This window comes from Thauera sp. DNT-1 (assembly GCF_055393985.1).
In genome coordinates this window covers 2589294-2613542 of sequence record NZ_AP043752.1, presented here as the reverse complement: position 1 = coordinate 2613542, position 24249 = coordinate 2589294, and the positions used below count along the sequence as shown (strand labels likewise).

Annotated in this window: 20 protein-coding genes; 5 read left to right on the top strand and 15 right to left on the bottom strand. The window is 70.4% G+C overall.

The genetic code is table 11. The features are described from left to right. Positions 1-10 precede the first annotated feature (10 nt). Positions 11-1351, bottom strand: a complete 1341-nt coding sequence (locus ACZ5PP_RS12065; RefSeq protein ID WP_464826087.1) for a ferredoxin reductase family protein — start codon at positions 1349-1351, stop codon at positions 11-13. Between the two features lie 202 nt (positions 1352-1553). Here ACZ5PP_RS12065 and ACZ5PP_RS12060 point away from each other — a divergent pair, with 202 nt between their 5' ends. Further along, positions 1554-2330: a polyprenyl synthetase family protein gene (locus tag ACZ5PP_RS12060; protein ID WP_004312786.1), complete on the top strand. Its 777-nt coding sequence runs from the start codon at positions 1554-1556 to the stop codon at positions 2328-2330. A 381-nt stretch (positions 2331-2711) separates the two neighbouring features. Here ACZ5PP_RS12060 and ACZ5PP_RS12055 read toward each other — a convergent pair whose 3' ends face one another. From ACZ5PP_RS12055 to ACZ5PP_RS12040, 4 genes are all read right to left on the bottom strand, one after another. Then, positions 2712-3107: a hypothetical protein gene (locus ACZ5PP_RS12055; RefSeq protein ID WP_004312784.1), complete on the bottom strand. Its 396-nt coding sequence runs from the start codon at positions 3105-3107 to the stop codon at positions 2712-2714. A 79-nt stretch (positions 3108-3186) separates the two neighbouring features. After that, entirely contained in the window at positions 3187-4839 is a 1653-nt protein-coding gene (gene gpmI, locus ACZ5PP_RS12050; protein ID WP_464826086.1) for a 2,3-bisphosphoglycerate-independent phosphoglycerate mutase, read from the bottom strand. 181 nt (positions 4840-5020) lie between these two features. Further along, positions 5021-5365, bottom strand: a complete 345-nt coding sequence (locus ACZ5PP_RS12045) for a hypothetical protein (RefSeq protein WP_004312780.1) — start codon at positions 5363-5365, stop codon at positions 5021-5023. Between the two features lie 56 nt (positions 5366-5421). Then, a complete protein-coding gene (locus ACZ5PP_RS12040) occupies positions 5422-6438 on the bottom strand; it encodes a class I SAM-dependent rRNA methyltransferase (RefSeq protein ID WP_464826085.1) in 1017 nt (338 codons plus the stop codon). Positions 6439-6680: 242 nt separating this feature from the next. Between ACZ5PP_RS12040 and ACZ5PP_RS12035 the strand changes: the two genes are divergently transcribed. Beyond that, a complete protein-coding gene (locus tag ACZ5PP_RS12035) occupies positions 6681-6950 on the top strand; it encodes a hypothetical protein (RefSeq protein WP_043741692.1) in 270 nt (89 codons plus the stop codon). 122 nt (positions 6951-7072) lie between these two features. Here ACZ5PP_RS12035 and ACZ5PP_RS12030 read toward each other — a convergent pair whose 3' ends face one another. From ACZ5PP_RS12030 to ACZ5PP_RS12020, 3 genes are all read right to left on the bottom strand, one after another. After that, positions 7073-8029 carry a LysR family transcriptional regulator gene (locus ACZ5PP_RS12030; RefSeq protein WP_012584222.1) on the bottom strand — a complete coding sequence of 319 codons (957 nt, stop codon included), beginning with the start codon at positions 8027-8029 and terminating at the stop codon, positions 7073-7075. Between the two features lie 34 nt (positions 8030-8063). Continuing rightward, entirely contained in the window at positions 8064-9158 is a 1095-nt protein-coding gene (locus ACZ5PP_RS12025) for an FUSC family protein (protein ID WP_012584221.1), read from the bottom strand. A 62-nt stretch (positions 9159-9220) separates the two neighbouring features. Next, a complete protein-coding gene (locus ACZ5PP_RS12020) occupies positions 9221-9874 on the bottom strand; it encodes an RluA family pseudouridine synthase (protein WP_004312771.1) in 654 nt (217 codons plus the stop codon). Between the two features lie 226 nt (positions 9875-10100). On the opposite strand from ACZ5PP_RS12020, the gene ACZ5PP_RS12015 reads away from it, so the two are divergent. Continuing rightward, positions 10101-10898 carry a PEP-CTERM sorting domain-containing protein gene (locus tag ACZ5PP_RS12015; RefSeq protein WP_012584220.1) on the top strand — a complete coding sequence of 266 codons (798 nt, stop codon included), beginning with the start codon at positions 10101-10103 and terminating at the stop codon, positions 10896-10898. 106 nt (positions 10899-11004) lie between these two features. On the opposite strand, the gene ACZ5PP_RS12010 is transcribed toward ACZ5PP_RS12015, so the two are convergent. Continuing rightward, complete coding sequence (locus tag ACZ5PP_RS12010; RefSeq protein ID WP_004312768.1) at positions 11005-12261, bottom strand: OprD family porin; 1257 nt, start codon at positions 12259-12261, stop codon at positions 11005-11007. Between the two features lie 527 nt (positions 12262-12788). Between ACZ5PP_RS12010 and katG the strand changes: the two genes are divergently transcribed. Beyond that, entirely contained in the window at positions 12789-14963 is a 2175-nt protein-coding gene (gene katG / locus ACZ5PP_RS12005) for a catalase/peroxidase HPI (RefSeq protein ID WP_012584218.1), read from the top strand. 330 nt (positions 14964-15293) lie between these two features. On the opposite strand, the gene ACZ5PP_RS12000 is transcribed toward katG, so the two are convergent. Both ACZ5PP_RS12000 and ACZ5PP_RS11995 read right to left on the bottom strand, forming a co-directional pair. Beyond that, complete coding sequence (locus tag ACZ5PP_RS12000; RefSeq protein ID WP_043741699.1) at positions 15294-15815, bottom strand: M48 metallopeptidase family protein; 522 nt, start codon at positions 15813-15815, stop codon at positions 15294-15296. After that, a complete protein-coding gene (locus tag ACZ5PP_RS11995; RefSeq protein WP_043741701.1) occupies positions 15812-16690 on the bottom strand; it encodes a methylated-DNA--[protein]-cysteine S-methyltransferase in 879 nt (292 codons plus the stop codon). Before ACZ5PP_RS11995 ends, ACZ5PP_RS12000 begins: the two co-directional genes overlap by 4 nt. A gap of 328 nt (positions 16691-17018) precedes the next feature. On the opposite strand from ACZ5PP_RS11995, the gene ACZ5PP_RS11990 reads away from it, so the two are divergent. Next, complete coding sequence (locus tag ACZ5PP_RS11990) at positions 17019-17333, top strand: monooxygenase (RefSeq protein ID WP_043741703.1); 315 nt, start codon at positions 17019-17021, stop codon at positions 17331-17333. Positions 17334-17396: 63 nt separating this feature from the next. Here ACZ5PP_RS11990 and ACZ5PP_RS11985 read toward each other — a convergent pair whose 3' ends face one another. The 4 genes from ACZ5PP_RS11985 to ACZ5PP_RS11970 all read right to left on the bottom strand — a co-directional run bounded on the left by ACZ5PP_RS11985 (position 17397) and on the right by ACZ5PP_RS11970 (position 24072). After that, positions 17397-20225 (bottom strand): Hsp70 family protein, encoded by a 2829-nt coding sequence (locus ACZ5PP_RS11985; protein ID WP_464826084.1) that lies wholly within the window; start codon positions 20223-20225, stop codon positions 17397-17399. A 10-nt stretch (positions 20226-20235) separates the two neighbouring features. Further along, positions 20236-22083, bottom strand: a complete 1848-nt coding sequence (locus ACZ5PP_RS11980; protein ID WP_464826083.1) for an Hsp70 family protein — start codon at positions 22081-22083, stop codon at positions 20236-20238. Beyond that, positions 22080-22634: a DUF2760 domain-containing protein gene (locus ACZ5PP_RS11975; RefSeq protein ID WP_043741709.1), complete on the bottom strand. Its 555-nt coding sequence runs from the start codon at positions 22632-22634 to the stop codon at positions 22080-22082. Before ACZ5PP_RS11975 ends, ACZ5PP_RS11980 begins: the two co-directional genes overlap by 4 nt. Positions 22635-22725: 91 nt before the next feature. Beyond that, the gene (locus ACZ5PP_RS11970) at positions 22726-24072 is read right to left on the bottom strand and encodes an NYN domain-containing protein (RefSeq protein ID WP_012584211.1); all 1347 of its coding nucleotides are present in this window, start codon (positions 24070-24072) and stop codon (positions 22726-22728) included. Positions 24073-24249 lie beyond the last annotated feature (177 nt).

The following is a 24249-nucleotide window of genomic DNA, read 5'->3' as shown; positions in this document are numbered from 1 at the left end:
ATCATCCGCCTCAGCGCATCTCGAACAGCTCCTGGTGGAAGCGCTCGGCGGGCAGGCCGCGGGTGGCGAGGGTGTCGCGCAGCATCGCGCCGAAGCCGGCCGGGCCGCAGAACCACACGCCGGCCTGCTTCCAGTCGGGCACGCTGCGACAGATGCCGTCGGCGTCGAGGCGGCCGTCACGTGGCGAGACCAGCACGTGCAGCTGCACCCGCGCCCGCGCGGCGAGTTCGCGCAGGCGGGCGATGAAGCCTTCGTCGGGGGCGCTGGTGCTGTAGAAGAGGTCGATCGCCGCCGCGCGCCCACCCGGCCTGTCTTCCTGCGCACGCGCCTGCATGCGGGCGACGAAGGGGGTGATGCCGATGCCGCCGGCGACCCAGATCTGCCGAGCTTGGGCGCCGCCGAAGTCGAAGCGGCCGTAGGGGCCTTCGACGCGCACCGGGTCACCCAGCTTCAGCGTCGCCGGCAGGCTGCGGGTGTAGTCGCCGAGCGGCTTGATCATGAAATCCATGCGGCCGTCGCCGCCCCAGGCGGAGGAGATCGTGAAGGGGTGCGGACCCTCGCGCTCGTCGAAGGTGACGAAGGCGAACTGTCCGGCCTGGTGTCCCGGCCAAGGCGTGTCGAGGCGCAGGCCGACCTCGAGCACCTGGTTGGCGGGGTGCCGCACCACGCGCTCGATGCGGCCGTGCGCACGGCGCCCGCGGCCGATGCGGCCGGCGAGCGAGCGCAGCGCGGCCCAGCTGCCGGCGGCCATCAGCATGCCCATGACCATGCCGAGCGGCTGCGTCCAGTAGGCGAAGGGCAGCAGCACCACGCCATGCACGACCAGTGCGAGGTACACCGCCGCCATCACGCGGTGGGTCTGCACGAAGCGGCGGTAGGGGAAGCGCTTGATCAGCGCGATCGCGGCGAGCACGGCGAAGAGGTAGAAGGCCCACTCGCCGATGGTTTCGGCGAGGCCGCGCTGCTCCTGGAAGAAGCGGAAGAGCTCGACGGTCTGCTCGGGGCGCGGGCCGCGCGCGGGTTTCTGCAGCCAGCCCCAGCCGACCGCCCACTTGGTGCCCTTGGCCCACAGCCAGTGCACCACGCCGACCGACAGGCCGGCGATGCCCAGCCACTTGTGCAGCCGGTAGGCCTTGTCCATGCCGCCGAGCAGCGGCTCGAGCGCGGCGGGGCGCAGGGCGAGGATCATCGCGATGCTCATCGCGCCCATGGCGAGCACGCCGGTGTAGTTGACCGCGAGCGTGCGCAGCGCGAAGTAGGTGTCGCCCTGGACGAGCAGCGGATCGGCCCACCACCACAGCAGGCTGAGGGTGGCGAGGACGAGGAGGAGTGCGAGTTTGATGTTCTTCATGATGGCTCCCTTCGAGCGGAATGCGGCCGCCATGAGGCAGCGGATCCCATGCGGGAAATTGTGCGCCACAGCATGTGTCCGCCTTGTACCGGCTTGTAGCCCGCGCGGGCGCCTGCGGCTGGTCAGCGTGGCGGCGCGCCTATAGACTCGCGGGCGAACCTCGACCGGCCGCCGTTTGCGGCCACCGCACGGCACCCCGAACATGTTCCAGCACTCCGCCCCCTCCCCCGCCTGGCTCCAGCACGACATGGAGCGGGTCGACGCGATCATCCGCGCGCACATGAACAACGACGTGGCGCTGATCCGCCAGGTCGTCGAGTTCATCCTGCACGGTGCCGAGCGCCGGCGGCCGGCGCTGGTTCTGGCGAGCGCGCGCGCCCTCGGTCACGGCGGCGAGCGCCCGCACGCGCTGGCGGCGGCGGTGGAGCTGATCCACATCTCGCTCGCGCTGCACGACGACGTCACCGAGGCGAGCGGCGGCGCGGCCGACGGCGAGCGCGAGGGAGCGCTGTTCGGCAACGCCGGCAACATCCTGCTCGGCGACCTGCTCTACACCAGCGCCTTCCGCATGATCGTGGACCTCGGCGACATGGAGGTGATGCGGGTGCTGTCCGATGCGACCAACGTGATCGCCGAGGGTGAGGTGGCGTACCGCGAGTTGCTCGCCGCGCCGGCGTCCCGTACGCCGGAGGCCTGGCTGGACATCGCGCGCCGGCGGCGCGCAAAGCTCTTCGAGGCGGGCGCGGAGTGCATGGCGATCGTGCACGGCGCCGATCCGGCCGCGCGTTCGGCGCTGGCGCGCTTCGGCCTGCATGTGGGCAGCGCGCATGCGCTGCGCAGCGAGGCGGAGGACGCGGCGCGCTTCGGCGTCGCCGACGCGCAGGCGCGTGCGCAGGCGGAGATCGAGGCGGCGCGGGCGGTCGCCGACGGGCTGGCGCTGGCGAACGCCGCCGCGTTGGGCGTGGTGGTCGAGGGTTGAGCGCGGGATCCCTGCCCAAGGCCTCGCGTTGACATGGGTTCGATCGCCTGCGGATGGCTTGTCGCGGGCTGTCTGCGGGAGCGACGCAAGTCGCGATTACGGCGGTCGCGATTCGACGACGCCCGTCGCCACCACATCGTCCGGATCGCGACTTGCGTCGCTCCTACACGGACCAGCGCGGTCTCTCGAGCTTTCGTAGGCGCGACGTAAGTCGCGATTACGGCAGTCGCGATTCGACGACGCCCGTCGCCACCGCATCGTCCGGATCGCGACTTGCGTCGCTCCTACACGGACCAGCACGGTCTCTCGAGCGTTTGTAGGAGCGACGCAAGTCGCGATTGCGGCGGGTAGGCTCGGACTCCGGCTGTCGTCACCGTGCCATCAGGCCGCCCGGCACTCGTTGGCCAGCGGCTTGTGCGTGCGGCCGTCGAGCAGCAGGCCCTTCCACGGCAGGTCGATCCAGACCAGGCCGCTGGCGCCGTCCTCGAAGCGTGGCAGGCCGGAATACGACAGGTCGCGCTCGAGCTGGTACTGGCTGCCGTTCCAGCCGAGCTGGATACGGTTGTTCACCGCGTTGGCGAGCTCGCGGCGGATCTGCAGGCGTTCGCCGCGCTCGCAGCGGTATTCGCCGCTGGGGAGGGCGAACTCGAACTGGCCGGTCTGCTGGGTCACGCCCGGGGCGACCTCGGTCTTCTGCGGGAGCAGGCCGCATGCGCCCGTCGCGAGGGCGGCGACGAAGAGGAGTGCGCCCGAGGCCGCACGCACGGGCTTCTTCATGCTTCGCATCGAACCGGCTCCAAAGGAAAGACTCCGACCACGAAGCCGGGGAAGGGGCGGCGCCCGGTGGCCGTAGCCATCACTTCACCTCCAGCAGGCTGTCGTCCCACTTGTCGTGCTTGTGCAGGCCGAGCAGGTTGGCCACCGTGGCGGCGATGTTCGACAGGCCGGCGGTCTCGAGCGGCTTCAGGCCGAGTTTGCCGCCGCTGACGTTGTCGTAGAGGATCAGCGGCACCGGGTTGAGCGTGTGCGCGGTCTTGGCCTTGTAGCTGCCGTCCTTGTTCTGCGCCGGCTGCCTGGTCTTCTTGTCGAGCTCGAACATCTCGTCGGCATTGCCGTGGTCGGCGGTGATCAGTGCCACCCCGCCGGCGGCGTCGATCGCCGGCAGCAGGCGCGCGAGCGCCAGATCCACCGCCTCGATCGCCATGGTCGCGGCGCGGAAGTTGCCGGTGTGGCCGACCATGTCCCCGTTGGCGTAGTTGCAGCGCAGCACCTTGAACCGGCCGGACTGCAGCGCGGCGATCATCGCGTCGGTGATCTCGGCCGCCTTCATCCACGGGCGCTGCTCGAAGGGCACGACGTCGCTGGGGACTTCCTGCCAGGTTTCGCCGTCGAACTTGTTCGAGCGGTTGCCGTTCCAGAAGTAGGTGACGTGGCCGAACTTCTGCGTCTCGGAGCAGGCGAACTGGGCGAGGCCGGACTTGCTGAACCACTCGCTGGAGGTGTCCTTGATCGCCGGCGGGGCAACCAGGAAACGCTTGGGCAGTTGCAGGTCGCCGTCGTACTGCAGCATGCCGGCGTAGGTCGTGCGCGGATGGCGCACGCGGTCGAATTCGGTGAAGTGCTCTTCGACGAAGGCGCGCGTGATCTCGATCGCGCGGTCGCCGCGGAAGTTGTAGAACACGACCGCATCGCCGTCCTCGATGGTGCCGATCGGCCTGCCATCCTCGGCAACGATGAACTCGGGCAGGTCCTGGTCGATGGTGCCGGGGTGCTTCTCGCGCAGGCCGTGCACCGCGTCGGTGGCGCTGGCGAACTGCGGGCCTTCGCCCAGCACGTGGGTGCGCCAGCCGCGTGCCACCATCGGCCAGTTGGCGTCGTAGCGGTCCATGGTGATGGTCTGGCGGCCGCCGCCGGAGGCGATGCGGGCGTCGAAGCCGGCAGTGCTGATGTCCTTCAGGAAGGCCTCGAAGGGCTCGACGTAGTCGAGCGCGCTGGTCTCGGGCACGTCGCGGCCGTCGAGCAGGGCGTGGATGCGTACCGTGGGCACGCCCTCCTCCTTCGCGCGCAGCACCATCGCCTTGAGATGGTCGATGTGGCTGTGCACGTTGCCGTCGGAGAACAGGCCGATGAAGTGGAGCACCCCTGCCTTTCCGCTGGCTCCGGCCTTGGCGCCGGCGACGATCTGCTGCCAGGCCTCGCCCTGCCAGATCACGCCTTCGGCGATCGCGTTGGCGACCAGTGCCGCGCCCTGCGCATACACCTGGCCGGCGCCGATGGCGTTGTGGCCGACCTCGGAGTTGCCCATGTCGTCGTCCGACGGCATGCCCACCGCGGTGCCGTGGGCGCGCAGCACGATGTTGGGGTACTGGGCGAACAGGCGGTCGAGCGTGGGCTTGCGCGCGGCGTCGATGGCGCTGCCGACCTCGTGCTTGGGAATGCCGTAGCCGTCCATCACGATGACGACGACAGGGCCCTGGACGCCGGCGAAGGCGGGGAATTTCTGCAGCATGGTCGCTTCCTGAAGGAGAAATCCGGGGCCGGCGGGGCAGCGGGGCTGCGGACCGGCCAAAACCATATTTTCCGTCAAATCCGCAGCGGATTTTCATGCGCGTTGTTTATCGGCCCAATGACTTCTTTCCGCGCACCTCCCGCGCCGAGACCGCATGCGGCGCGATCGGGATCCGCAAGGCTCAGGCTTCGGGCTGGCGGCGCTGCTCGGCCTCGAGCCACAGCGCGCGGCCGAAGGCCTTCCAGACCGGTCCGCCATGGCTCTCGATGCCGACGCCGGCGCTCTCTTCCATCGTGCGCAGCATCAGGCTGGCGAGGCCGAAGAGCGTCACCTTCGCCCCCAGCTCGTGGTCGTCCGGGCTGGCCGCGGCCTCGCGGATCCTGTCCTGGGAGTGGTCCAGCGCCTCGCGCGCGAGCGCCCTCACCTGGGCCTCGTCGGACCAGTCGATGCCGAGCGCGACGCCCATGTGCTCGATCTCGTCCTCGATCTTGCGGGTGGCTTCCTGATAGTTCTCGAATCCTGCCATGACCTCTCCTGGGGCGTGTCCGGTGGATGGGCGGTGGCGGCGTGCCGGCGCCTTGCTCAAACGCGCAGCAGCACCACCTTCAGCGGCGGGTTGTCGTCGCGGCTGGGAAAGTCCGCCTCGGGGCTGATCCATTCGGCCTCACGCACCGCACGGCCCGCCTTGCGGGCGCTGCGCTCGAGCTGCTCGAGCCAGTCCTCGCGATCCACGCGGGCGACGTTATTGCAGCAGATCAGGGTGCCGCCCTCTTCCGTGGCGAGCAGCGCGGGCTTGAACAGCGCGGCGTAGTCGTGCACCAGGTCGACCACGCCGAAGGGGCTCTTGGCGTAGCGCGGGGGATCGAGGAAGACGAGGTCGAAGCGGTGCGGCGCGAGCTCGGGGAAGGGCGGCAGGTGCTTGCCGCGCACCATCTTCGGCTGACCGATGCCGGCGTACTGGCGCAGCGCGGCGAAGGCGTCGGACTTGATGAAGCGCACCCGGATCGGCAGCTCGTTGAGGCGTGCGTTGTCCTTGCCGACCGCGAGGGCGGACTCGGCGAAATCCACATTCACCACGTGGCGCGCGCCGGCCTTGGCCGCGGCGATGCCGACGCCGCAGGTGTACGCGAACACGTTGAGCAGGGACTTGCCCGCGGCCTCCTGCATGACGCGGCGGCGCGCGGCGCGCAGGTCGAGGAACAGCCAGGGGTCCTGCCCGCCGTGGCGGGCCTGGAAGCGGTAGCGCACGCCGAGTTCGGAAAACTCCGAAGGCTGCTCGGCGAGGGCCTGTTGTTCGGGCGGGAGCGCGTTGGCGACGCGCGAGTTCTTGCCGCTGCGGTCGTTCCACACCAGCGCCAGGCCGGGCAGGGCGGCGGCGTAGAAGGCCTCGAGCTCGGCCAGCTGCTCGGCGCTGAGCGGGCGATGGAAGGTCTGCGCCAGCAGCACGCTGCCGTAGCGGTCGACCGTGATGCCGGGCGCGCCCTCGACGGTGCCGTGGAAGAGGCGCCAGGCGTCGGTGTCTTCGGCAGCCAGCTGTGCGATCAGCGGTGCGCGGGCGGCGAGCGCGGTCGAGAGCAGGTCGGTGAGGGTGGAGGACATGGCGGGTTCCTGCGCGGGGCGCGCCAGTATGCCCGAAGCGCGCCGGCCCGGGCTGGCGCCTGTCCTGCCCCGCGGGTAGTGCGACCAGCGGGCGTCGTCCCGCGTAAACAAAAACCTTACACCCACGGAAATGCCTGTCTATTCGGACGGCCCATCGTCCCATAAGATTTGTGCACTGCAAGAGGCGTGCAACCAGGCTCACCGGCGCGCGGCCTTCGACGAAATTCACAGGAGTTCTCACCATGCAAGCCCCCAAAATTCTGCCCTGGGTTGCCCGCAAGGCCGGCATCAGTGAAGGTGATGCCCTCGATGCCTGGCGACGCGCCTTGGTCGATGCGGCCGCGTACGTCGGCGTGCGCAGCGGCGCGACCTTCGATCGTGTTGCGGTCGATCGCTTCGTCGCCCTCGCCCATGCCCGCGCTACCGTCCTGTCGGCACGCGCCGCGCGCCCGGCGCCCAGCGTGACCCGGCGGTGGCCGCCGGGCGCGGTCGCGCAACGCTGCGCCGCCTGAGCTGCAAGCGCGTGGCGTGGTGCCACGCGACCGCCTGCAAATCCTTTCTGGTCTCCCTCCTCCACTTCAATGTGGTTCATGCCCGCAGCTTGCGGGCATTTTTTTGGTTTCTTCCCGGCGGATCATGCGTCGGGCGCCCGCTCGACCGAGTTCATGATGCGCTTGAGCGCGGGATCGTCGGTGGCCACGCAGGTCCGGGTGGCGTCCTCGAAGCAGTCGATGAACAACTGCCCCGCCGCGCTCAGCGTGTCGTTGCGGCGGACGATGATGGCGGTGTGCATTTCGGGCAGCGGGTTGCGGATCGGCAGGGCCTGCACGCGCCCGCGCAGCAGCGGGGTCTCGAGCAGGGGCCAGGGGCAGATGGTGAGCATGTTGCCGACCTCGAGCATGCTGATGGCGACCAGCGCCGAGCGCGCGTAATGCACACGGTGCGGCGGCGGCGCGATGCCGTGGGGGGCGAGCAGGTTGACCAGCGGCTCGTCCTGGCCGGCGCCGAGCATCGTCAGCACCCAGTCCTGGTCGACGAGCTCCTCGAGCGAAGTGGCGCTGGCAAAGGGATGGCCGAGGCGGCCGACGACAGCCAGATCGCAGCGGAACAGCTCGCGCGTGTAGAAGATCGACGCCTCCTGGCGTGGTGGCGGGATCGCGATCACCAGGTCGAGGGTGCCGTCGCGCAGCAGCGGATGGACCGTGCCCACCGCCTCGGTGACGTCCAGGTGCACGTCCGGGCGCAGGGCGTGGAAGCGGGCCAGGGCGTGGGGCAGGATGGACTGCGCGACCCAGGGCGTGACCCCGATCGTCAGCGAGCCACCGGTTGCGCCGCGGATCTGTGCGATCTCGGCTTCGGCGCGGCTGACCTGGCCAAGGATCAGGCGGGCGTGGATGAGGAACTGTCGTCCGGCGTAGCTCAGCACCGCGCCGTGCGACTCGCGCGTGAACAGCGGCGTCCCCATCGCCGTCTCGAGTTCGCGCAGGGCCTGGCTGACGGCGGCAGCCGAGACCCCGAGTGCCGTTGCGGCCGCGCGCACGCTGCCCTTGTCGGCCACGGCGAGGAAATAGCGCAACTGGTTGATTTTCATCGGTGCTGGCGGTCCGGCTACGGGCTGAAGCCGGTCAGGATGGCGGCTGGCGTGGGATCAGCCGGCGCATCGGGTTGCCGAAGAGCGTGCGGAAGCGCGCGCTGTGCAGGCAGATGCCGCCCACCAGACCGACGACGCAGCCGAGCAGGGTGTCGGTGAAGCGCGACGCGATCAGCTCGGCGAGCGGCGCGTGGCCCAGGGTGGCGGCCTCGGCGAGCAGGATGGTGAGCGGGGTGATGAAGATCACCGCGAGGCCGTAGTGGCGCACCACCAGGCTCTCGATCACGAAGACGAGCAGGATCACCAGCAGCGCGATCCGCCACGCGTCGAGCGGCAGGCTCAGCAGCCACCAGGCGAAGAGCATGCCGATGGCGGTGCCGAGCACGCGCTGGAGCTGGCGGTTCCACACCGCGCGCAGCGACACGCCCTGGATCACCGCCAGGCAGCTCACCGGCACCCAGTAGGGGCGGTCGAGCTGCAGCGCCTGGGCGATCGCCAGCGCCAGGCCGACGAAGGCGCCGATCACCACCGAATCGAAGACGACGAAGTCGAAGGTCGGCGGCTGCAGCGGCGGCACCGCATCGGCCGGCTGCAGGCGCAGGACCTGGAGGCTGTAGACGAAGGCGATCAGGCTCGCGAGCAGGGCGCCCATGGTGAACAGGCCCACGCGCAGCGGGATCTCCTCCACCGTGCCGGGCGTGTAGGCGCCGATCGCCGCCGCCATGACGAAGAACAGGCTGCCCGGGGGGCCGACGCGATAGAAGCGGCACACCATGGTCACCAGCATCGCGATCAACGCCAGCACGCCCACCTTGGCCAGCGGCAGGAAATGCGTCATCAGCCCGAGCGCATAGCTCGCCGCCATGCCGAAGGCGCAGGCCATCAGCCACACCATGCGGTGCGACATCGGCGTGTTGGGGAGGTAGAGGAGCGCGAGCCCGCCGATCGAAGAGATCAGTCCGTATTCGAGATGGCCGAACCATGCCCCCACCATCAGCGGCAGGCCGGAGGCCAACGCGGCGGCGAAGGCCAGTTGCCAGCGCCGGGTGCTGGGGGTGAACGCGGTGAGGTGGTGCCACTCGGCGCGCAGCAGGTCTGCGACGCGTTGCAGGGGGGAGCGGGTCGTCATGCGGTTCTCACGGTCGAGGGCTCGATGCAGTGCTCGCGTGGGGGCGGCCTGCACCATGGGCTTCAGAACGGCGCCGGGCTGTCGAACACCATCGGCACGCGCGTGTGTGGATGCATGAAGGCGATGCGGGCGGCGTGCAGGTGCATGCGGCCGAAGCGGGCGGCGGACTCGGGCGGAGCATAGAGCGGATCGCCGAAGATGGGGTGGCCGAGGCAGAGCAGATGCACGCGCAGCTGGTGCGCGCGCCCGGTGACCGGCTTGAGCTCCAGGCGGCTGCAGGCGTCGGCGCCCGCCCCTTGGCGATCGAGCACGCGATAGCGCGTGAGCGCGCGCCGGCCGCGCAGCGCATCGACGATCTGGCGGGGCCGGTTGTCCGCATCCTCGGCCAGCGGCAGGTCGATCTCGCCGTCGTCCTGGGCGAGATGGCCGTGCACCACGGCCACGTACTGCTTGCCGACGATGCGCTGCTCGAAGGCGAGGCTCATGCGCCGCAGCATCTCCGCGCCGCGCGCGAACAGCACCAGGCCGGAGGTGGCGGCGTCGAGCCGATGCACGATGCGGGCGTCGGCCCAGCGCGCCTGGATCCGCGCCGCCAGACAATCCTGCCGGCCTTCCCCGCCCGCGGGGACGGAGAGCAGGCCGGCAGGCTTGTCGACGACGAGGAGGCACTCGTCGACGTGGAGGGCGGGGATCGAGGGATGGATTTCGGGCCGCATGGGGATGTTTTCAGGCGAGGTGTGCTGACGGGGCCGCGCTTCCTTTGCCCGGGATGGGCGGTGTCGGCAATCTTTACACGCCTGTGGGCCCGATACGCGTCCGACTTTTCCGACAAGCCCGCAAGTTTCTGTTATCAAGGGCAAATTCGGCATTTTTGCAAGGCTGGCACGGATCTCGCTTCGGTCGAGACGGCTCGGCGTCGCCGAGATTGATTGAGAGACGGACATGAAAACAAGGACACGGACGAGTTGCAAGGCCGGCGTGCTGGCGCTGGCTCTGGCGCTGAGCGCCGGCGGCGCCTCGGCGGCGCAGATCTACTGGACGGACTGGACCGGAAGCGACCTGGATCCGGGTGTCGGCTTCAAGGGCGTGGGCACGATCACGACGTCGAATTCGACGGTCTCCGTGACCTACACGAACCCGCAGGGGATCAGCTTCTACGAGACGGGCGGGGGCACCTACTATTACAGCAACGGCACGGATGGCCCGACCGGCACCTCGCCGTTCACGAGTACTGCGGTCGACAACCGGCCGGCCACGACCGACATCGTTGCACTGAACCGCGCAGGCCTGCAGACGCTGAGCTTCTCGCAGGCGATCGCGAATCCGGTGTTCGCCTATGTGAGCCTCAACGGCAACGGCTACGGCTTCGACCAGGACTTCGACATCCTCAGCTTCGGCGATTCCAGTGACGGCAACGCCTGCGGCTACTGGGGATGCGGAACCTCGTACAAGCAGATGGTGACGGTCAACGGCAAGACCGAGTACCAGTTGCTGGGCACGGGCGAACCGCACGGCACGCTGCAGTTCAAGGGCACGTTCGACACCGTGAACTGGCGCAGCCTCAGCGACGAAAACTGGAACGGCTTCACGGTGGGCGTGCAGGGGACCGCGGTCGAGTTTTGCGACGCGAACCCGACGGCACCCGGCTGCACGCCGAACGGCGTACCGGAGCCCGCCTCGCTCGCGCTGCTCGGCCTGGGGCTCGCCGGGCTTGGTGTAGCGCGCAGGCGCAGGGCTTGAGGCGGGGGGCGCGATCCCCGCAAAAAAGGAACGGGAGCCGATGGCTCCCGTTTGTTCTTGTGCGCACCGGATCGGGGGATGCCCGGACCGGTGCGCATCGCGTGGATCAGAACACGCTGAAGGGGTAGTCGAGGAAGATGCGGACTTCGTTGCCGCTGCTGTTGTAGGCGCGGGCGCTCTCCGAGACGCGCAGCGTCGAGGCGCGCAGGCGGACGTTCAGATCCTTGGCGGCGCCGCTCTGCACCTTGTACGACAGCTGGTTGAAGAGCTCGTGCTCCTTGCCATCCGTGGTCGTGCCGACGTCGATGTCGTGGCCGCGGACGTAGGCGATGCGGTAGCTCAGGCCGGGGATGCCGTACTCGGCGAAGTCGACCGAGTAAGCCACCTGCCAGGACTGCTCGTCCGCAGCGTTGAAGTCGGACCAGTAGGAGTTGGCCAGCCAGATCGAGCCGCCGCCGTCACCGATCCATCCCTCGCTCTGGTAGAAGCCGTAGTTGTAGTCGATGTCGCCATTGTTGCGCTGGTAGGCCAGCGTGAAGGCATGCGGGCCGGTCGCGTACGTCGAGGCCAGGCTCCAGATGCGGCTCTTGCCGGGCTGGAAGTCGGCGTCCTGCTTGGTGCGGTAGCCGTTGAAGTCGAAGGTCAGCGAGTTGCTGGCGATCGGCAGCACATAGTTCAGGTTGAGGTACTGGCGCTTGAGCACGTCCTCGACGTCCGAGGCGTAGAACGCGCCGCTGAAGGCGTCGTTGAACTTGTAGCTCGCACCGATCACGTCGATGCCCTTCAGACCACCGCTGTCACGACCCTCGTCGCTCTTGCGCGACTGGGCGTGGAAGGTGCCGGCATTGAATTCCAGGCCTTCGATCTCGGTCGAGGTCAGCATGGTGCCGGTATAGCTCTCGGGCAGCAGGCGGGAGTTGTCGTGGCTCAGCACCGGCAGGTTGGGGCGCAGGTCGCCGTAAGCGAGCACGGTGTTCGAGAAGCGCAGCTTGAGGGAGGCGCCACCCTTGGCCACATCCTTCTCCGGCATGCCGGTGCTGTCCTGCTTGAAGAAGTCGATCCCCCAGTTGCCTGCGCGGTCGCGGGAGCCATCGAGGCGAACCGCATAGGCGGCAAATGCGTCCACACCGAATCCGACCGTGCCCTGTGTGAAGCCCGACTCGAAGTTCGCGATCGCACCCTGGCCCCATTCGCCACTGTCGTGGCGGCCGCCCTTGTAATCACGATTGATGAACGCGTTACGCAGCAGCACGTTCAGCGAGCTGTCCTCCACGAGACCCTTCGCCTCGGCCTGCCCGGCGGCGAATGCGGGCGTCGCGCTCGCGAGCCCAAGAACGATCAAACCTGCCAACTTCTTCGACATGTTGCTTTCCTCGATGGTGTCCGTTGTCTTTTCCAGCCTGCCGGCGGGTCGTGCCCGCGGGAGAGGGGGCGCGATTCTCGCATTTCCGGCGCGAAGCGGTGCGGCGGGTTGCAGGAAAATGACAGTCCCTGGCCGAACAAGGTTGGCGACCCCGGAGTGTCGGGTTTTCTTACACCCGGCTATGGAGAAAACTGCTCGAACTGGGTAGCCAGGCTGGGTTTCGTGCGCGCGACCGGCAGGGCGTTCGCACCTCTGCTGGACGATGTGGAGCCGCATGAGCGGAACGCGTTCCGCAGGCCAGCCGGATAAATTTTATTGTGCACCGCAACGTCGGAAGATAGCCTCCGTCAATTCTCTCCATTGCTTCCAAAGCGCCCGATCTTTGCTAGTCTGAGCCTGTCAGCAGCGGTTTTCGGCCGTTTCCGGCCTTGTTCCGCGATCGTGGAGCGAGCTTCGGAAGCGGTTTTCTGCGAGGCGCGACCGCCCCTCGCAATCAGTCTGCGTAGCAGTCACAGAGGGAGAATCAGATGAGCGAGAACAGCACGAACACCGCCGGCAAGTGCCCGGTGATGCATGGCGGCAATACCGCCGCCAAGGATGCGGTGATGGCGTGGTGGCCCAAGGCGCTGAACCTGGACATCCTCCATCAGCACGACCGCAAGACCAACCCGCTCGGCCCGGGCTTCGACTATCGCGAAGAGCTGAAGAAGCTCGACGTCGACGCGCTCAAGAACGACCTCAAGGCGCTGATGACCGACAGCCAGGAATGGTGGCCGGCCGACTGGGGCCACTACGGCGGCCTGATGATCCGCATGGCCTGGCACGCCGCCGGCACCTACCGCATCGCCGACGGTCGTGGCGGCGGCGGCACCGGCAACCAGCGTTTCGCGCCGCTGAACTCCTGGCCCGACAACGGCAACCTCGACAAGGCGCGCCGCCTGCTGTGGCCGATCAAGAAGAAGTATGGCAACAAGATCAGCTGGGCCGACCTCATCATCCTCGCCGGCAACATGGCCTACGAGTCGATGGGCTTCAAGACTTTCGGCTTCGCCTTCGGTCGCGAAGACATCTGGCATCCCGAGAAGGACATCTACTGGGGCTCCGAGAAGGAATGGCTCGCCCCCAGCGGCAGCGAGGGCTCGCGCTACTCCGGCCAACGCGACCTCGAGAATCCGCTCGCCGCGGTGATGATGGGCCTGATCTATGTGAACCCGGAGGGCGTCGACGGCAAGCCCGACCCGATCAAGACCGCCCACGACATGCGCGTGACCTTCGCCCGCATGGCGATGAACGACGAGGAAACCGTGGCGCTCACCGCCGGCGGCCACACCGTCGGCAAGGCGCACGGCAACGGTAGCGCCGCCGTCCTCGGCCCCGCGCCCGAAGCTGCGGATCTCGAGGAGCAGGGCTTCGGCTGGATGAACCACACCACCCGCGGCATCGGTCGTGACACCGTGACCAGCGGCATCGAGGGCGCGTGGACCTCGCATCCGACCAAGTGGGACAACGGCTACTTCGACATGCTCTTCAAGCACGACTGGTGGCTGCAGAAGTCGCCCGCCGGTGCCTGGCAATGGGAGCCGGTGAACATCGCCGAGGAAGACATGCCGGTGGACGTGGAAGACCCGTCGATCCGCCGCAAGCCGATGATGACCGACGCCGACATGGCGCTGCGATTCGACCCGGCGTACCGCAAGATCGCAGAGCGCTTCCGCAACGACCAGGCCTACTTCGAGGACGTCTTCGCGCGCGCCTGGTTCAAGCTCACCCACCGCGACATGGGCCCGAAGGCGCGCTACCTCGGTCCCGACGTGCCTGCCGAAGACCTGATCTGGCAGGACCCGGTGCCCGCCGGCAACAAGACCTACGACGTCGCCGCGGTGAAGGCGAGGATCGCCGCCGCCGGCCTGTCGGTCGGCGACATGGTCGCCACCGCCTGGGACAGCGCACGCACCTTCCGCGGCTCGGATTACCGCGGCGGCGCCAATGGCGCCCGCATCCGCCTCGCCCCGCAAAAGGACTGGGAAGGCAACGAACCGGCGCGGCTGGCCAGGGTGCTGGCGGCCTACGAGAAGATCGCCGCCGAGACCGGCGCCAGCATCGCGGACGTGATCGTGCTCGGCGGCAACGTCGGCCTGGAGCAGGCGATCAAGGCCGTCGGCTTCAATGTCGAGGTGCCCTTCGCCCCGGGTCGAGGCGACGCCAGCCAGGCGCAGACGGACGTCGAGTCCTTCGAGGTGCTGGAGCCTGTGCATGACGGCTTCCGCAACTGGCAGAAGAAGGACTATGTGGTCCAGCCCGAGGAAATGCTGCTCGACCGCGCCCAACTGCTCGGCCTGACCGCGCCCGAGATGACCGTGCTGGTCGGCGGCCTGCGCGTGCTCGGCACCAACCACGGCGGCAGCGGGCACGGCGTGTTCACCGACCGCGTCGGCGCGCTGACCAACGACTTCTTCGTCAATCTGACCGACATGTCCTACAGCTGGAAGCCCACCGGGCGCAACAGCTACGACATCGTCGAGCGCAAGAGCGGCGCGAAGAAGTGGACTGCGACCCGCGTCGATCTGGTGTTCGGCTCCAATTCCATCCTGCGCGCCTACGCCGAGGTGTATGCCCAGGACGACAATCAGGAGAAGTTCGTGCGCGACTTCGTCGCCGCGTGGACCAAGGTCATGAACGCGGATCGTTTCGACCTGCGCTGACGCGGTTCCCGCCTGCAGCACCCTCCCGCCCACACCGTGCAGCCGCGCGGTGTGGGCGGTTTCGTTCGGGGACGGCCGGGATGTGCCCTTCGCCACGTCGTGTCGAGCCGTGCCGGCCGATCGCGACTCGCGTCGCTCCCACGGAAAACCGCCGTGCAGGCCGATCGCGACTTGCGTCGCTCCTACGGAAAACCGCCGCGCCGGCCGATCGCGACTTGCGTCGCTCCTACGGATAGCCGCCGTGCTTCCGCCGTGCCCGGTGGGAGCGACGCAAGTCGCGATCGTGCGGTGCGGCCGCGACGCGCGCTGCGTATCTGGACTCCGGCATCCCTACGCCCCCCACAGCGCCTCGCCGCCCGCGTCGCGGTAGCTCAGGTAGGTGCGCAGGTCGAACTCGTACTGGTGATAATCCGGCTCCATGTGCAGGCAGAGCTGGTAGAAGGCCTTGTCGTGCTCGCGCACGCGCAGGTGGGCGAGTTCGTGCACCACGATCATGCGCAGGAAGGCCTCCGGCGCGGCGCGGAACAGCGTGGCGATGCGGATCTCGCGCTTGGCCTGGAGGCGCGAACCCTGCACGCGCGAGATCGCGGTGTGGGTGCCGAGCGCGTTGCGGATCACATGCAGGGTGTTGTCGAAGCGCACCTTGGCGAGTGGCGGCGCGCTGCGCAGGTGGGCGGCCTTGAGCGCCTGCACGTAGTCGTGGAGCGCGCTGTCCGAACGCACCGCGTGCCCCTGCGGATAGCGTCGGCGCAGCGCGTCGGCCAGTCCGCCCTGCTCGATCAGCGTTCTCACCTGATGCACCAGCGCCGGTGGGTAGCCGGCCAGGTAGTCGGGGCTGCGCCGCGTGTTCAAGTGGCCTCCCAGGCCAGCATCGCCAGCTTGCGCTCGCGGCCCCAGCGGAACTCGCCCGCGTCGCCGTCCGCGCGGATCAGGCGATGGCAGGGGACGAGGTAGCCGAGCGTGTTGGCCGCGATCGCGCTGCCGACGCTGCGCGGTGCAGCCGGCATGCCGAGCAGGGTGGCGAGCTGGCGGTAGGACATCAGGCGGCCGGGCGGGATGCGCATGAGGGCGGACCAGACGCGGACCTGGAAGGGCGTGCCGCGCAGGATCAGGTGAACGCCGCCTGGGGCGGGGTTCGCCGCTTCGGCGGGCGCGGAGGCCCCGGTGGCTGCAGCCACCGGGGTGGAAGGCGCGCGCGACGGGAAGATCCGCTGCGCCAGGCGGTGTGCGTGCGCATCGTCGCGCACCGGCGCGGCGGCGGACCAGAGGCTGCGTAGCTCGACGAGCAGGGCCGCCTCGTCACGACAGCGAAAGGCGAGATGGCACACGCCGCGGGTGGTCCACGCCAGCAGCGCGTCGCCGAAGGGCGTGGCTGCAAGGCCGTGGCCGAGTGCGACGGTGCGCCCTGAGGCGGGGGGCATCGGCTCCCAGGTGAGCGGCACGGCGCGGGCCAGGTCCGACGGTGCGGGATCGCCGGCGTCGCGCTCCGGGAGCCGCTCCGGCGTCGGCGACAGGCGCTCGCGTGCATACGCCCGCCCCAGGCAGTGCAGGAAGCGCTCGGGCGTGATCCCCGCCCATTCCGCGAGCACCTGCTGCCACTGCCCGAGATCGAGGCCAAGCGCCTCCGCGACCGCCCCGGACGGTGGCGTGTGGCGGGGGCGGGCGCGCACGAAGGCGATCGCGCGGGCGATGGTGTCGTAGTGCAGGGCAGCGGAGTCGGTGGACATGGCGGGTGCGGGTGTGATGGGTGACAAGGCGGGGTGGCCTTGCGGTCGACAATGGTAGCCGGCCTGGCCGGCGAGGCTTGTGCAGGACGCGCTGCTATCGCGACTGGCGTCGCTCCTGCGGGCGCTCCGGAAACCTGCCCGGTTTTCCATAGGAGACGCAAGTCGCGATGCGTCGGTTCGTTTGGCGCCGCGACCGGATACCTGCGCCGCGACGGTAGAATGGCCGATGAATCCGGAGCCGTCCTGAACCGTGCGAACGTCGCGGTCCACCCTCCCGGCGCGACCCGGCTTGCCTTCCGTTCCGACCCCGACGCACAGGAGATCGCGCGTGCCCATCCTTCTTCAAGTCGATTTTCCCTATGCCGGCCCCTGGGGCGAGGACATGGCGCAGGCCATGCGGGGCCTGGCGGAGTCCATCGCGCAGGAGCCCGGCCTGCTGTGGAAGATCTGGACCGAGAACCGCGACAGCGGCGAGGCGGGCGGGATCTACCTGTTCGCCGACCGCGCCGACGCCGAGCGCTACCTGGCGATGCACCGCGCGCGCCTGCTCGGCTTCGGCGTGCCCGAGGTGCATGCGAAGCTGTTCGAGGTCAACGCGCCGCTGTCGGCGATCGACCGCGCGCCGCTCGCCGGCCTGCAGTGACCGGATGGGCGCCGTCGGCATCGAGCCGGCGACGGCGCGCCCTCCTCCCTCCACCGCGCAGCGCTACAGCAGCCGCAAGCCCGGCGGCAGCGCTTCGCCGAAGCTGCGGCGGCGGTCGGCGTCGTCGAGGCTGACGACCTCGCGCACCATGGTGATCCAGCTCTGCGGGGCGCGGAGGGCGGCGAGGCGGCGCGCGACCTCGTCGCGCAGTTCGGGCGCGAGGTCGCGCGCGCGGTCGCCGGTGAGGCGGGCGAGCTGGGCGGCGGCGAAGGCGGCGGGCTCGACGACCTTCCAGTCGAGCGCGAGCACGGCCTGCAGCCACTCGGCGGCGGTCTCCGGCGGCACCACGTTGTGTGCGCTGCCGTAGAGCGACTCGCGCGCGCCGACGCGGCCGAGCGCCCACCAGGTGTGGGCCTTTTCGGCGGGGCGGGCGAGGCGCTCGAGCAGCCACTTGCCGACCTCGATGCGGTGCATCGCCGGCACGCGTTCGAGGGCAGCGGCCAGGCGCACCATGTCGTCGTAGCTGCCCTGCACCGGGTCGCCGCGGCGGCGGGCGGCGTCGGTGTCTTCGAGGTGCTCGGCCAGCACCTCCAGGACCTGCAGCTGGCGTGCCTCGTCGAGGCCGCCGGCGCAGCGCCGCCACAGCGTCCACCACTCGCTCCAGTTGTTGCCCTCGCGCACGTACTGCAGGCCCTGGCCGAACAGCGCCCACAGCTGGTCGACGCGCCAGTCGTCGAGCGCCGCGCCGAGGCCGGGGCGCAGGCAGTAGCCGGCGAGGTTGAGCCACACGCGCTCGTGCTCGGCCGAGCGCCGGCGCCGGCGCGCGCGCTCGAGCAGGGCGTCGAAGAGCGCGCGCAGCAGCGCCATGTCCCAGTCGTCGCGGCGGCCGAGCACACGCTCGAGGCGGGCGCGCAGCTGGCGTACCGCCTTGGCGTCGAGTTCGCGCGCCTGCCCGCCGAAGACCTCGTCGATGAGGGCGATGGCCTGGGCGAGGCGAGGATGGGCGCCGGCCGCGGCCTCGGTGGCGGGCGTGTCGGTCTCGGCGCGCACCTGGAAGGCGAGCTGCCAGCGTTGCGTGTCGTCGTCGATCGCCACGCACTGCATCTCCAGCGTGCCGACCTCGGTCAGGCAGGCGACCAGGCGCACGGCGACGTTCTCGCGACGTCCGGCGGCGGTGGCGGGCAGGCGGGCGGCGAGCGGGGGCAGGTGGATGAAATCGTCGGCGTCGAGCTCGACCAGCTCGCCCGCCTGCCACGCGCGGTCGCCGGTCGAGGACACGAGGTGGAAGCGCACCGGCTGGCCGAGGCGCAGCGCGAAGCGACGCTCGGGGAGCGCGACCTCGGTGCCGGATTCGGTGCCGCGCGGCAGCACGCAGATCGCGCGCGCGGCCTCGCCACCCGCCTCCAGCACCAGGAAGTAGCTGCGTGCCGAGCCGCCGCCGATGCCGGGGCCGCTGCGCGCCGCGCGCACGAGCGCGAAGGCCACCGCGCCGCGGGCGACGGCGAGGTCGGGGGCGTCGTTGTGCAGCACGCGCGGGGGCGCGCCGCGCCAGTGTGCGAGCAATCCTTCCAGGCGGGCGGAGATCGCGTCGGCGCGGAACACGCCGCCGTTGAGCAGCAGGGTGTCGGGGATCGCGAGTGGGGCTGCGGCTTCGTCCGCATCTCCGTCGGCATCTCTGCCCGCGCCCGTACCGGGCATCCCGAGCGCCACGCGCGAAACCTGGCCGTGGCGGCGCAGGAAGGCGGCGAGGTGGCGGCTGATCGCCGGGTCGGCGGGATAGGGCAGGCCGAACTCGACGATCGCGGCGCGCCGGCGCGCGGGTGCCTCGTCGGCTCCGACCAGAGGCAGGAAGCCGTCCACCACCAGGCGCAGGACCTCGTCGCGGCGTAGCGCGGTCGAGCGCGCCGCACCGATCAGGCGCGATCCGGCGCCGAGCAGGGTGACCTTGAGCTCTTCCGGCGCGTCCGCGGCGAGCAGCTGCTCCTTCGCCGTGCGGCAGCGCTGCACAAGTTGTGCGAGCTGTGCGGCGGACAGGCGCTCGCCGCCGGCGAGCAGGCGCTTCTCCACCAGGTGGGCGAGCGCCAGGTCCATGTTGTCGCCGCCCAGCATCAGGTGGTCGCCGACGCCGATGCGGGTCAGGCGCGGCGGCGAGAGACCGTCCGCGGCGGGCTCGACCTGGATCAGGGTGAGGTCGGTGGTGCCGCCGCCGATGTCGCACACCAGCAACAGGCGGGACTGCGCGAGCTCCGCGGCGAGTTGTTCGCGGTGGCGGAACAGCCAGTCGTGGAAGGCGGCCTGGGGCTCTTCGAGCAGGCGCAGGCGCGGCAGGCCGGCCAGCCGCGCCGCCTCCAGCGTGAGGGCGCGCGCACCCTCGTCGAAGGAGGCGGGCACCGTGAGCACGATGTCCTGATTTTCGAGCGCGGCCCCGGGATGCTGACGGTTCCACGCCGCGCGCACGTGGGCGAGGTAGCTCGCGCTCGCCACCACCGGCGACACCCGCGGCACGTCCTCGGCCGCGCCCCAGGGCAGGATCGCGGCGTTGCGGTCGACGCCGGCGTGCGAGAGCCAGCTCTTGGCGCTGGCCACCGCGCGCCCGGGCACCTGGGCGCCGAGCTCGCGAGCGTATTGACCGACCACCGCCTGGCCGATCACGCCCGGCGGCGCGCCCTGCCCCTCGCCGGCGCTCGCGACCAGGCGCAGCGTGGTGGGGTCGAGCTCGCCCGCGGCGGGGTGGTAGCGCACCGAGGGCAGCAGCGTGCGCGCGGCGAGCTCGCCGCGGCCGACGAGCTGCTCGATCTCCAGCACCTGGATGCGGTCCTCGCCCTCTGCGGCGAAGGCGACCACGGTGTTGCTGGTGCCGAGGTCGATGCCGACGGTGTAGCGCGTCGCCACCCGAGCGACCTCAGGCCTCGGCGGTGCCGCGTACGTCGAACTGCACCTTCCAGCGCGCGCTGCCGTCCACCGGCAGGGCCTCGAGCTCGAGCGTGCCGGTCTCGGTGACGCGGGCGTGCAGCTTCACGCGCACGACCTCGCCGGGGCGGCGGCCTTCGGCCGGGAGGGTGGCCTCGATCTCCTCGAGCTCCTGCAGCTCGTCGGGCTGCCAGAAGTCGAGCAGGGTGCCGACCTCGTCCTGGCGGCGCACCGAGGAGCCGAAGAAGCGGAAGCGCACCGGCTCGCCGACCACCAGGCCGAACTCCTGCGCGGGCAGGGCGGCCTCGCTGCCCTCCTCCATGCCGAAGGGCGCGACGCACAGCGCCTCGAGCGGCGGCTCCATGCCCGGGATGGCGGGCATCGAGGACTCGATGCCGACGTAGTAGGCGCGCGCGGTGCCGCCGCGGATGCGCACCCCGCGTCCGCGGCGCACGTAGCCGTAGTAGGCCGCGCCGCGCGCCACCGCGAGGTCGAGGTCGGCGCCGCCGAGGAGCCGCGCCGGCGCGGCGCCGTCGGCGGCGAGCCAGTCGTTCAGGGTGTCGAGCACGCGCCCGGCGATCAGCCCGGACTTGAGCACGCCGCCGTTGAACAGCACCGCGGTGGGGTGCAGGAAGACGCTCTCCTCGGGCTGCGCGGCGAAGCCTTCGAGATCGGCGGTGGCGCCGAGCTGGCGGGTGAGGAAGGCGGCGAGGTGGCGGGTGACCGCCGCGTCCTGCGCATAGGGCAGGCCGAGCTGGGTGAGCGCGGCGCGCGCCCGCGTGATGGGCATCTCGGTGACCGCGACGCGGGGGAAGAAGCCCTCGACCAGGGTGGCGACCAGCTCCTCGCGCCGCACCTCGGTGCGGATCGAGCCGCCGATCAGCTTCGAGCCGCGACTCGGCACCACCACCGGCACGCTGTCGAGGTCGGAGTCGCTCAGCAGCGCCTCCTTGGCGCCGCGGCAGGCATGGGCGAGCGCGCGCGTCTGCCAGGGGTCGAGCCGGGTGCCCTGCTCGGCGAGCTTGCGCGTGACCGTGTAGGCCAGCGCCAGGTCCATGTTGTCGCCGCCGAGCAGGATGTGCTCGCCCACCGCCACGCGGTGCAGCTCGAGGTTGCCCTCGCGCTCGAGCACCGCGATCAGCGACAGGTCGGTGGTGCCGCCGCCGACGTCGACCACCAGGATCAGGTCGCCGGTCTTCACTTCCTTGCGCCACTGCCCGGCGCTGCGCTGGATCCAGCTGTAGAGCGCCGCCTGCGGCTCCTCGAGCAGGGTGATCGGCGGGTAGCCGGCGGCCTGCGCGGCCTCGGCGGTGAGCTCGCGCGCCGCGGGGTCGAAGGAGGCCGGGATGGTGACGGTGACGTCCTGGGCGTCGAAGGGCGCCTCGGGATGGGCGGCGTTCCAGGCCGCGCGCAGGTGCGACAGGTAGCGCACCGAGGCGGTCAGCGGCGAGATGCGCGCCACCTCGGGCGGCGCCTCGGCGGGCAGGATGTCGGCGCGGCGGTCGACGCCGGGGTGGCACAGCCAGCTCTTGGCGCTGGCCACCAGGCGGATCGGCGTGGCCGCCCCGCGGTTGCGGGCGAACTCGCCCACCGCGTGATCCTGCGTCGCCCCCCAGGGCAGGCTCAGGTCGCCGGGGGCGAGCTCGTCGGCGTGCGGCAGGTAGAGGAAGGAGGGCAGCAGCGGGCGCGCCTCGATGCTGCCCGGGCCGGTGAGCTGGGGGATCTCCAGCACCTGCTGCGCGGCCTGGTCGCCGTCGCTGGCTTCGAGGTCGACATAGGAGAGCGCGCAGTGGGTGGTGCCGAGGTCGATGCCGAGGGTGTAGCGGGCGGGGGCGCTCACAGCTCCACCTCCGCCTGGGCGATCACGCTGGCGTCGTGGCCTTCGGCCAGCGCCGGCAGGCGGGTGTCGGTCACGCGCCAGCCGCGATGGCCGAGGGTGCCGGTGAAGGGCGGCTTGCCCACCACCTTGCCCGTGAGGCGTACGGCCGCGGCGTCGAAGCCTTCGGGCAGGGTGAGGCGGCTGCCTTCGGCCTCGTCGCGCACCGGCGCGATGGCGAAGTGCTCGTCGAGCACCTTGCGGCAGCCCTCGTGCACTACGCGCGCGGCGGCGCCGATGTCGGCATCCGAATAGGCGGCGATGTTTTCCTGGACGAAATCGATGAAGCGTGCGTCGCGCTGGAGCAGGCCGAGCAGCTGCAGCGCGGCCTCGGGGGTGGTCTCGCGCACGATGGCGGGCTGGGCGGCTGCGGCGGCGTCCTCGGTGCCGGCAGCGGCCTCGGTGTCTGCGCCTTCCTCGCGCAGGCGGACGAGGCGGCCGGCGAGCTCGGCGCCGAAGAGGACGGAGAAGGCGAGGCCGATGCGGCGGAAGAAGGAGGGGTTGCGACTGGCCATGGGGGTGGTCCTCGTGCTGGATCTGTTGCGACGCAATATAGCTCAGAAGCGTGTGGGAGGCGGAGTCGAGGGCCGCGGCACCCGCATCGGCTCACTGCCCGCTGCGGGTGGGAGCCGGATGGGTGCCGAACCAGCGCGCGATCGCCGTCTCGGCCGCGCGGTCGAGGATCATCTGCTCGCGCAGGCAGAGCGAGCGCACGTTGTTCGCCGTCTTGGTGGCGAGCGTCGCGGCGCGGTCCTGCCCCTCGCCGAAGGCGTGGCCGCGCATCAGCAGTCCGCGCAGGATCCAGTTGACGTCGAGCCGGCTGCCGCCGAGACCGGCTTCGCGCAGGCGGTCGCGCACGCGCTTGCCGGTTTCCTTGAGGTCGAAGGGATGGCGGCCGACGTCGTCCGCGATGATCGAGAACAGCGCGCGGTATTCGGCCGGGCCGAGCAGGGGGACGCCGGAGACCTCGTGGATCTGCATGGCGAGCGGCAGGATGTCCTGATCCTCGCCCCAGTCGGGCGTGACGCTGCCGTCCTGCATGCCGGCGCCGGAGCGGGCGGGATCGAAGACGAAGCCGCCGCTGTTGCTCCAGTCGAAACGCAGCGGCGCGAGCTCGAGGCTGTCGACGAACCTGCGGAAGCTGCCCTTGCCGTTCCAGTCGGCGGCGAGGGCGGGGTGGCGCGTGGTGATCAGGCTCGCCAGGCGGCTGCAGGGGACGGGCGCGGCCGAGCGCGCAACCTCGGCGCGCATGGTCTCGACGATCTCGGCGAGGTCGTGGTCGAGGGCGTCGGCGCCGCTGGAGAACGAGGCCGGGGGAACGCTCCGGGCCGCTTCCGGCGACGCCTGCGCGAAACGTGCGCTCGCTGCGAGCGACAGGCTTTCCGGGGCGACGTCGGCAGGGGGCGCGCCGGCGCCGGGCGCATCGTCCTCGTCCTTGAAGCCGAGGGCGTTGCGGACGAACTCGTCGGGGTCGATCAGCAGGTCGGCCGAGGCGCGATAGGCCGCGGACGGAAAGCCGATCGCCAGCACCGTGGTGCGCCGATCCCAGCGCCGCAGCTTGCGCAGCACCGGGGTGAAGTCGGCGTCGGCCGAGAACACGATGAACTCGTCGTAGCGGGCCTCGTGCTGCAGCAGGTCGATGATGTCGAGCACCATGTGGATGTCGGTGCTGGTCTTGCCCTCGCTCGTCAGCGCGGGGCAGTCGATGATCTCGAAGCCGGCGAGGTTGAAGGACGGCCGGAAGCGCTGATAGGCCTGCGGGTTGAGATAGCAGCGTCGCACCAGCAGCCGGCGGCGCGCGCCGGCGGGGGCGTGGTCGGGCAGCTCGAGCTCGCCGATCACCCAGTTCACCCACTCCAGGGGCTGGCGGGCGAAGCGGTCGGCGATGGCCGGGTCGAGCTTGCGCAGGCCGGAATAGACGTTATCGAAGTCGACGAAGAGGGCGCTTTTCAAGATGTCTCGCGGGGATGGGGGGTCAGGTAGGGCTCGTGGCCGGGCCGTGGGGGCGGGCGTGGTGTGGTGGCATTTCTGGAAGTGTGATTCAGTTGAAACAAGCACTTGCGTGCTGAACTGTCGAACCTGCGGACGGGAAGCGCTCAGTCACGGGAGGAGATTCTCCGGCCACAGGAA